Below are 7,082 nucleotides of genomic sequence, written 5' to 3' on the forward strand. Positions count from 1 at the left end.
CGGGCCGGCTCACGGTGTTCGTCCTGGTCGCGGGCGTCGTCGCGGCGGTCGTCGACCGGTCACTGCGGCTGTCGAGACGCGCGGCCCGGGCCACCGCCGAAGCGGAGACCCTCTCCGCGCTCGCCGGTTCCGTCGTACGCGGCGAACACACCGTCCCCGCCCTGCTCACCCGCACCCGGGAGACCTTCGGCGCCGACGCCGTCGAACTGCTCGACCATCCCGTGGACGACCCCACCGCGAGCCAGGTCGCCGTGGGAGAAGGCGACTTCCTCGTCCTGCGCGGACGCACCCTCCAAGCCGCCGAACGCCGCGTACGGACCGCGTTCGCCGCCCACGTCGCCGCCGCGGTCGAACGGGCACACCTCGCCGAGGTGGCGGCCGCGGCGGAACCTGTGAAGGCCGCCGACCGGATGCGCACCGCCCTCCTCGCCGCCGTCAGCCACGACCTGCGGACCCCGCTCGCGGCCGGCTGGGCCGCCGTCGCCTCGCTGCGCAGCCCCGACGTGGAGTTCACGGCCGAGGAACGGGACGAACTGCTCGCCACCGCCGACGAGTCCATGGCCCGGCTCAGCAGACTCGTCGAGAACCTGCTCGACATGAGCCGCCTCCAGGCCGGGGCGCTCACCCTCGATCTGCGCCCCACCGCCTGGGACGAGGTTCTCCCCACGGCCCTGGAAGGGCTGCCGGAAGGGTGTCCGGTGAGGCTCCAGGGTGTGGAGGAGGCGCCGCTCCTCCTCGCCGACCCGCCGCTGCTCGAAAGGGTGGTCGCCAACCTCGTCGCCAACGCGGTCCGGCACTCCCCGCCCGGTCTGCCGGTCCTCGTCGGCGCCGGCACGCTGGCCGGCCGGGTCGAGCTGCGTGTCGTCGACCGCGGACCCGGGCTGCCGGCCGCGGACCGCGACCGCGTCTTCGAGCCCTTCCAACGGCTCGGCGACACGGACAACACCGCGGGCGTCGGACTCGGGCTCGCGCTGGCCCGCGGCCTGACCGAGGCCATGGGCGGAACACTCACCCCGGAGGACACCCCCGGCGGCGGCCTGACCATGGTGGTCTCCCTGCCCTGCGCGGCCACGTCCCCGAGCGGATCGATCCGCACGGACGACCGGACGTGCTCCGCGTCGCCGGATCACTGAACGTCAGGCGCAGCAGTCGCATCCGGGGCGGCAGCCGCACGCGTCCGACTCGATGCCGACAGGCAGAACCGGCGGGCCGGCCGGGGCCGCGCAGCATCCTCTGCCCTGCCATGCCTCGCGGCCTTCCTTGACCGCGACGGCGGCGATGACCAGGGCGGCGACGGGGTCGGCCCAGGACCAGCCGAGGGTGGCGTTGAGGACCAGGCCGAGCAGGAGCACGGCCGACAGGTACGTGCACAGCAGGGTCTGCTTGGAGTCGGCGACCGCGCTGGCGGAGCCGAGTTCGCGTCCCGCCTTGCGCTGGGCGGCGGACAGGAAGGGCATGACCGCGAGGGAGAGCGCGGCGATGACGATGCCGGGAATGGAGCGTTCGGCCTCGCCGGCGCCGGCCAGCGCCCGGGCGGCATCGACGGCGACGTACGCGGCGAGTGCGAAGAACGACACGGCGATGATCCGCAGCGTGGTCTTCTCGCGGGCCTCGCGCGCCGCGTGCTCGCGGGCGGAGAACTGCCAGGCGACCGCGGCGGCGGAGGAGACCTCGATGACCGAGTCCAGGCCGAAGCCGATCAGCGCGGTGGAGGAGGCGATCGTCCCCGCGGTGATCGCGACAGCGGCCTCGATGACGTTGTACGTGATGGTCGCCGCGACCAGCAGCCGTATGCGGCGCGTCAGCGCGTCGCGGCGGGTCGGGGCGGGGCCGAGGGACACCGCCGTCATCAGCAGCACCCCTTGGCCTCGGCGTCGGTGCAGGTGCGGTCGGTCTCGACGGCCACCACAGCGGTGCGCAGGTCGTCCAGGGCGTGGCCGAGGCGTTCGTCGGCGAGCTCGTAGCGCGTGCGGCGGCCGTCCGGCACGGTGACGACCAGGCCGCAGTCGCGCAGGCAGGCCAGGTGGTTCGACAGCCGGGTGCGGGAGATGCCGAGCGCGTCCGCGAGGTCGGCGGGGTAGGCGGGGGCTTCGCCCAGGGCGAGCAGGATGCGGCAGCGGATCGGGTCGGCGAGCGCGCGGCCGAACCGGGCCAGCACCTCGATGTCGGAGGCAACAGTCAGCACACCGTGAAAGTACACGAAGTCCTGAATTCAGGAAAGCGTGGATCGTCGCGGTGGGCTGCCGGGCCGCGTAGGGGATGCGTCAAGAGGGGCGTCAAGGCTGTTAGGGGGGCGTCAACGGCGGCGGTGGATGGCTGAAACAGCGCTTTGCTCATCTCGTCCGAGAATCCGTTCTTCACTCAGGAGCTCACGATGGCCGACGTGGCCTTCGTCGTCACCACGATCGCGGTCTTCGCGCTGGTGGCTTTCATCGCCAAGGGGGTGGCGAAGCTGTGACTGCCGAGAACATCGTCGGTCTGATCGTGGCCGCCGCCCTGCTGGGCTATCTCGTCCTCGCCCTCGTCAAGCCGGAGAGGTTCTGAGTACGGATATGAGCCCCGTCCTTGCTGGTGTCCTCCAGCTCCTCGCGCTGATCGCCGCGCTCGGTCTTGCCTACAGGCCGCTCGGTGACCACATGGCCCGGGTCTACTCCTCCGACAAGCATCTGCGGGTCGAGAAGTGGATCTACAAGGGCATCGGTGCCAACCCGAACACGGAGATGCGCTGGCCCGCGTACCTGCGCGGCGTCCTCGCCTTCTCCGCGGTGAGCGTCCTCTTCCTCTACCTGCTCCAGCGGGTGCAGGGATCGCTGCCCGGCTCGCTCGGCTTCGCCTCGATCGACCCGGACCAGGCGTTCAACACGGCCGCGTCCTTCGTGGCCAACACCAACTGGCAGTCGTACTACGGCGAGCAGGCCATGGGCCATGTCGTCCAGACCGGCGGCCTCGCGGTGCAGAACTTCGTCTCGGCGGCGGTGGGCATCGCGGTCGCGGTCGCCCTCGTGCGCGGCTTCGCCAGGTTCCGTACCGGTGAGCTCGGCAACTTCTGGGCCGACCTGGTGCGCGGCACCGTGCGCATCCTGCTCCCGATCTCCGTCGTGGGCGCCCTGGTCCTCGTCGCCTGCGGCGCCATCCAGAACTTCGCCGGAATCCACGAGGTCGGCCAGTTCATGGGCGGCACGCAGCAGTGGAACGGCGGCGCGGTCGCCTCCCAGGAGGTCATCAAGGAGCTGGGCACCAACGGTGGCGGTTACTTCAACGCCAACTCGGCCCACCCCTTCGAGAACCCGAACCCGCTCTCGAACCTCTTCGAGATCTTCCTGATCCTCGTCATCCCCTTCGCGCTGACCCGCACCTTCGGCCGCATGGTCGGCTCGCTCAAGCAGGGTTACGCGATCCTGGCGACGATGGCCACCATCTGGCTCGGCTTCACCGCCCTGATGATGTGGACCGAGTTCCACCACGGCGGACCGGCCTTCGACATCGCCGGCGGCGCCATGGAGGGCAAGGAGACCCGGTTCGGCATCGGCGGCTCGTCGATCTTCGCGGTGGCCACCACGCTCACCTCCACGGGCGCGGTCAACTCCTTCCACTCCTCCTTCACCGGCTTCGGCGGCGGCATCACCATGCTGGGCATGCAGCTCGGCGAGATCGCGCCCGGCGGTGTCGGATCCGGCCTCTACGGCATGCTGATCATGGCGATCATCGCGGTGTTCATCGCCGGTCTGATGGTCGGCCGCACGCCCGAGTACCTGGGCAAGAAGATCGGCACCCGCGAGATCAAGTTCGCGGCCTGCTACATCCTCGTCACCCCGGCGCTGGTGCTCGGCTTCACCGCCGCGGCGATGGCGCTGGACACCCCGGCGAACTCGATGACGAACAGCGGCGCGCACGGATTCTCCGAGATCCTCTACGCCTACACCTCCGGAGCCAACAACAACGGCTCCGCGTTCGCCGGCCTGAACGCCGACACCCAGTGGTTCAACTCGACCATCGGCATCGCGATGCTGCTCGGCCGGTTCCTGCCCATGGTGTTCGTCCTCGCGCTGGCCGGCTCACTCGCCGAGCAGAAGCCCGTCCCCGAGACCGCGGGCACGTTGCGGACCGAGAAGCCGCTGTTCACCGGCCTCCTGGTCGGCACGATCATGATCATCACCGGTCTGACCTACTTCCCGGCCCTGGCGCTGGGACCGCTCGCCGAAGGGCTCGCGGCATGACCATCGACGTAAAGAAGCAGCAGGACACCATGTCCACCGCACCCTCTCCCACGCAGGCCCCGCACAGCGACGTCCCCACCGGTCACAAGCCGACAGCGGGACGGGTCGGCGGCGGACTGTTCGACCCGAAGCAGCTGATCAAGTCCTTCCCGGACGCGATCAGGAAGCTCGACCCGCGCGTCATGATCAAGTCGCCGGTCATGTTCGTGGTCCTCATCGGCTCGGTGGTCACCACCGTGCTGGCGATCAAGGAGCCGGGCGACTGGTTCGGCTGGGCGATCACCGCCTGGCTGTGGCTGACCACGATCTTCGCCAACCTGGCGGAGGCGGTGGCCGAGGGCCGCGGCAAGGCACAGGCCGACACGCTCCGCAAGGCCAAGACCGACACGGTCGCGCGCCGGATCGTCGGCACGAGCGAGGAGCGGGTCCCGGGCACGGAGCTGCGCATCGGCGACCTGGTGGTCTGCGAGGCCGGCGACATCATCCCCGGCGACGGTGACGTCGTCGAAGGCGTCGCCAGCGTCGACGAGTCCGCCATCACCGGCGAGTCCGCGCCCGTCATCCGCGAGTCCGGCGGCGACCGGTCGGCCGTCACCGGCGGTACGAAGGTCCTGTCCGACCGGATCGTCATCAAGATCACGACCAAGCCCGGCGAGACCTTCATCGACCGGATGATCAACCTGGTCGAGGGCGCCGCCCGCCAGAAGACCCCGAACGAGATCGCCCTCAACATCCTGCTGGCGTCCCTCACCATCGTCTTCCTGCTCGCCGTCGTCACGCTGAAGCCGTTCGCCATCTACGCGGGCGCCGACAAGCAGACCTCGATGATCGTCCTGACCGCGCTCCTGGTCTGCCTCATCCCGACCACCATCGGCGCACTGCTCTCCGCGATCGGCATCGCAGGCATGGACCGCCTGGTTCAGCGCAACGTCCTGGCGATGTCGGGCCGCGCGGTCGAGGCCGCCGGCGACGTCTCCACGCTGCTCCTGGACAAGACCGGCACCATCACGCTGGGCAACCGGCAGGCCGCCGAGTTCGTCCCGGTCAAGGGCACCACCGAGGCCGAACTGGCCGACGCAGCCCAGCTCTCCTCGCTCGCCGACGAGACGCCCGAGGGCCGCTCCATCGTGGTTCTCGCGAAGGAGAAGTACGGGCTTCGCGAGCGCCACCAGGGCGAGTTGTCCCACGCCGAGTGGATCGCGTTCACCGCCCAGACCCGTATGTCGGGTGTGGACGTCGACGGCCGCAAGGTCCGCAAGGGCGCCACCGGTTCGGTCGTCGCCTGGGTGAAGGAGCGGGGCGGAAAGGTCTCCGAGGACGCCCAGACCCTCACGGACGCGATCTCCCAGGCCGGCGGCACGCCGCTGCTGGTGGCCGCGGAGGACGACAAGGGCGCCCGCGTCCTCGGCGTCATCCACCTGAAGGACGTCGTCAAGGAGGGCATGCGGGAGCGGTTCGACGAGCTGCGCCGCATGGGCATCAAGACGGTCATGATCACGGGTGACAACCCGCTGACCGCCAAGGCCATCGCCGAGGAGGCGGGCGTCGACGACTTCCTCGCCGAGGCCACCCCCGAGGACAAGATGGCCCTCATCAAGCGCGAGCAGGCCGGCGGCAAGCTCGTCGCGATGACCGGCGACGGTACGAACGACGCCCCGGCCCTCGCCCAGGCGGACGTCGGCGTGGCCATGAACACCGGTACCTCGGCCGCCAAGGAGGCCGGGAACATGGTGGACCTGGACTCCAACCCGACCAAGCTCATCGAGATCGTCGAGATCGGCAAGCAGCTCCTCATCACCCGGGGCGCGCTCACCACCTTCTCGATCGCCAACGACGTGGCCAAGTACTTCGCGATCATCCCCGCGATGTTCGCCGTGGCCTACCCGTCGCTCGACAAGCTCAACATCATGGGCCTCGCCTCGCCGGAGTCGGCGATCCTCTCCGCTGTCATCTTCAACGCGCTGATCATCATCGCGCTGGTCCCGCTCGCCCTCAAGGGCGTCCGCTACCGGCCCTCCAGCGCCGACTCGATGCTCCGCCGGAACCTCGGGATCTACGGTCTCGGCGGCCTGATCGCCCCGTTCATCGGCATCAAGATCATCGACCTGCTCCTCTCCCTCATCCCCGGAATCGGCTGACCACGATGAACAACTCAGCAGCGAACACCGGTCGCGTGCTCTGGGCGGGCCTGCGCGCCCTCCTCGTCCTCACCGTTCTCTGCGGCGTCCTCTACCCGCTCGCGGTCACCGGCATCGCCCAGCTCGCCTTCCCGGGCAAGGCCAACGGCTCCGAGATCGAGGGCGCGCGCGGGAAGGTCGTCGGGTCCGAACTCATCGGCCAGACCTACAACCTGCCGCTCAAGGACGGCGAGGAGACACCGGCGCCCGACCTGCGCTGGTTCCAGCCCCGCCCGTCCAACGGCCTCGGCTCCAACAGCGTCAACACCCAGTACAAGCTGATCCTGTCCGGTGCCACCAACCGCTCCGGCGACAACGTCGATCTGATCCAGTGGGTGAAGGACGCCAAGGCGGCAGTCGTCAAGGACAACTCGACCGCCGACTACACGGTCGAGCCCGAGGACGTGCCGGCCGAGGCCGTCACCTCCTCCGGCTCCGGCCTGGACCCGCACATCTCCCCGGAGTACGCCGAGCTCCAGGTCCACCGGGTCGCGGAGAAGAACCACCTCTCCGTCGCCCAGGTCGACAAACTCGTCGCCGACCACACCGACGACCGCATCCTCGGCTTCATCGGCGAGCCCCGCGTCAACGTCCTCCAACTCAACATCGCGCTCCAGGAATTGACCAAGGGCTGATGGCCTCACCACAGCGGCAGGAGAGCCGGCGGGCCCGGGAACGACCCGGGCCC

Annotated in this window: 7 protein-coding genes and 1 pseudogene; 6 read left to right on the top strand and 2 right to left on the bottom strand. The window is 69.8% G+C overall.

Annotated features, from left to right (window positions below):
• Window positions 1-8: 8 nt before the first annotated feature.
• Window positions 9-1,133: pseudogene (locus ACFV9D_RS35465) on the top strand (sensor histidine kinase); the annotation flags it as partial.
• A gap of 3 nt (window positions 1,134-1,136) precedes the next feature.
• On the opposite strand, the gene ACFV9D_RS35470 reads toward ACFV9D_RS35465, so the two are convergent.
• Both ACFV9D_RS35470 and ACFV9D_RS35475 read right to left on the bottom strand, forming a co-directional pair.
• Window positions 1,137-1,850 carry a cation transporter gene (locus ACFV9D_RS35470; protein ID WP_385155919.1) on the bottom strand — a complete coding sequence of 238 codons (714 nt, stop codon included), beginning with the start codon at window positions 1,848-1,850 and terminating at the stop codon, window positions 1,137-1,139.
• Complete coding sequence (locus tag ACFV9D_RS35475) at window positions 1,850-2,185, bottom strand: ArsR/SmtB family transcription factor (RefSeq protein WP_385155922.1); 336 nt, start codon at window positions 2,183-2,185, stop codon at window positions 1,850-1,852. Before ACFV9D_RS35475 ends, ACFV9D_RS35470 begins: the two co-directional genes overlap by 1 nt.
• A gap of 144 nt (window positions 2,186-2,329) precedes the next feature.
• On the opposite strand from ACFV9D_RS35475, the gene ACFV9D_RS35480 reads away from it, so the two are divergent.
• The 5 genes from ACFV9D_RS35480 to ACFV9D_RS35500 are packed head-to-tail and all read left to right on the top strand — an operon-like array spanning window position 2,330 to window position 7,029.
• Window positions 2,330-2,458, top strand: a complete 129-nt coding sequence (locus ACFV9D_RS35480; RefSeq protein ID WP_385155925.1) for a hypothetical protein — start codon at window positions 2,330-2,332, stop codon at window positions 2,456-2,458.
• The gene (kdpF, locus tag ACFV9D_RS35485; protein WP_290353327.1) at window positions 2,455-2,544 is read left to right on the top strand and encodes a K(+)-transporting ATPase subunit F; all 90 of its coding nucleotides are present in this window, start codon (window positions 2,455-2,457) and stop codon (window positions 2,542-2,544) included. Before ACFV9D_RS35480 ends, kdpF begins: the two co-directional genes overlap by 4 nt.
• Before the next feature lie 8 nt (window positions 2,545-2,552).
• Window positions 2,553-4,217, top strand: a complete 1,665-nt coding sequence (gene kdpA, locus ACFV9D_RS35490; RefSeq protein WP_385155928.1) for a potassium-transporting ATPase subunit KdpA — start codon at window positions 2,553-2,555, stop codon at window positions 4,215-4,217.
• The gene (gene kdpB / locus ACFV9D_RS35495; RefSeq protein WP_385155931.1) at window positions 4,214-6,355 is read left to right on the top strand and encodes a potassium-transporting ATPase subunit KdpB; all 2,142 of its coding nucleotides are present in this window, start codon (window positions 4,214-4,216) and stop codon (window positions 6,353-6,355) included. Before kdpA ends, kdpB begins: the two co-directional genes overlap by 4 nt.
• Before the next feature lie 5 nt (window positions 6,356-6,360).
• Window positions 6,361-7,029 carry a potassium-transporting ATPase subunit C gene (locus tag ACFV9D_RS35500; RefSeq protein WP_385155934.1) on the top strand — a complete coding sequence of 223 codons (669 nt, stop codon included), beginning with the start codon at window positions 6,361-6,363 and terminating at the stop codon, window positions 7,027-7,029.
• The last annotated feature ends 53 nt before the right edge of the window (window positions 7,030-7,082 follow it).

The sequence above is a fragment of the Streptomyces sp. NPDC059875 genome, assembly GCF_042731085.1.
GTDB lineage: Bacteria > Actinomycetota > Actinomycetes > Streptomycetales > Streptomycetaceae > Streptomyces.

Coding starts and splice junctions, on each gene's coding strand:
- ACFV9D_RS35470 (WP_385155919.1), bottom strand. CDS start 1,850: ATGACGGCGGTGTCCCTCGGCCCCGCCCCGACCCGCCGCGACGCGCTG.
- kdpA (WP_385155928.1), top strand. CDS start 2,553: ATGAGCCCCGTCCTTGCTGGTGTCCTCCAGCTCCTCGCGCTGATCGCC.
- kdpB (WP_385155931.1), top strand. CDS start 4,214: ATGACCATCGACGTAAAGAAGCAGCAGGACACCATGTCCACCGCACCC.
- ACFV9D_RS35500 (WP_385155934.1), top strand. CDS start 6,361: ATGAACAACTCAGCAGCGAACACCGGTCGCGTGCTCTGGGCGGGCCTG.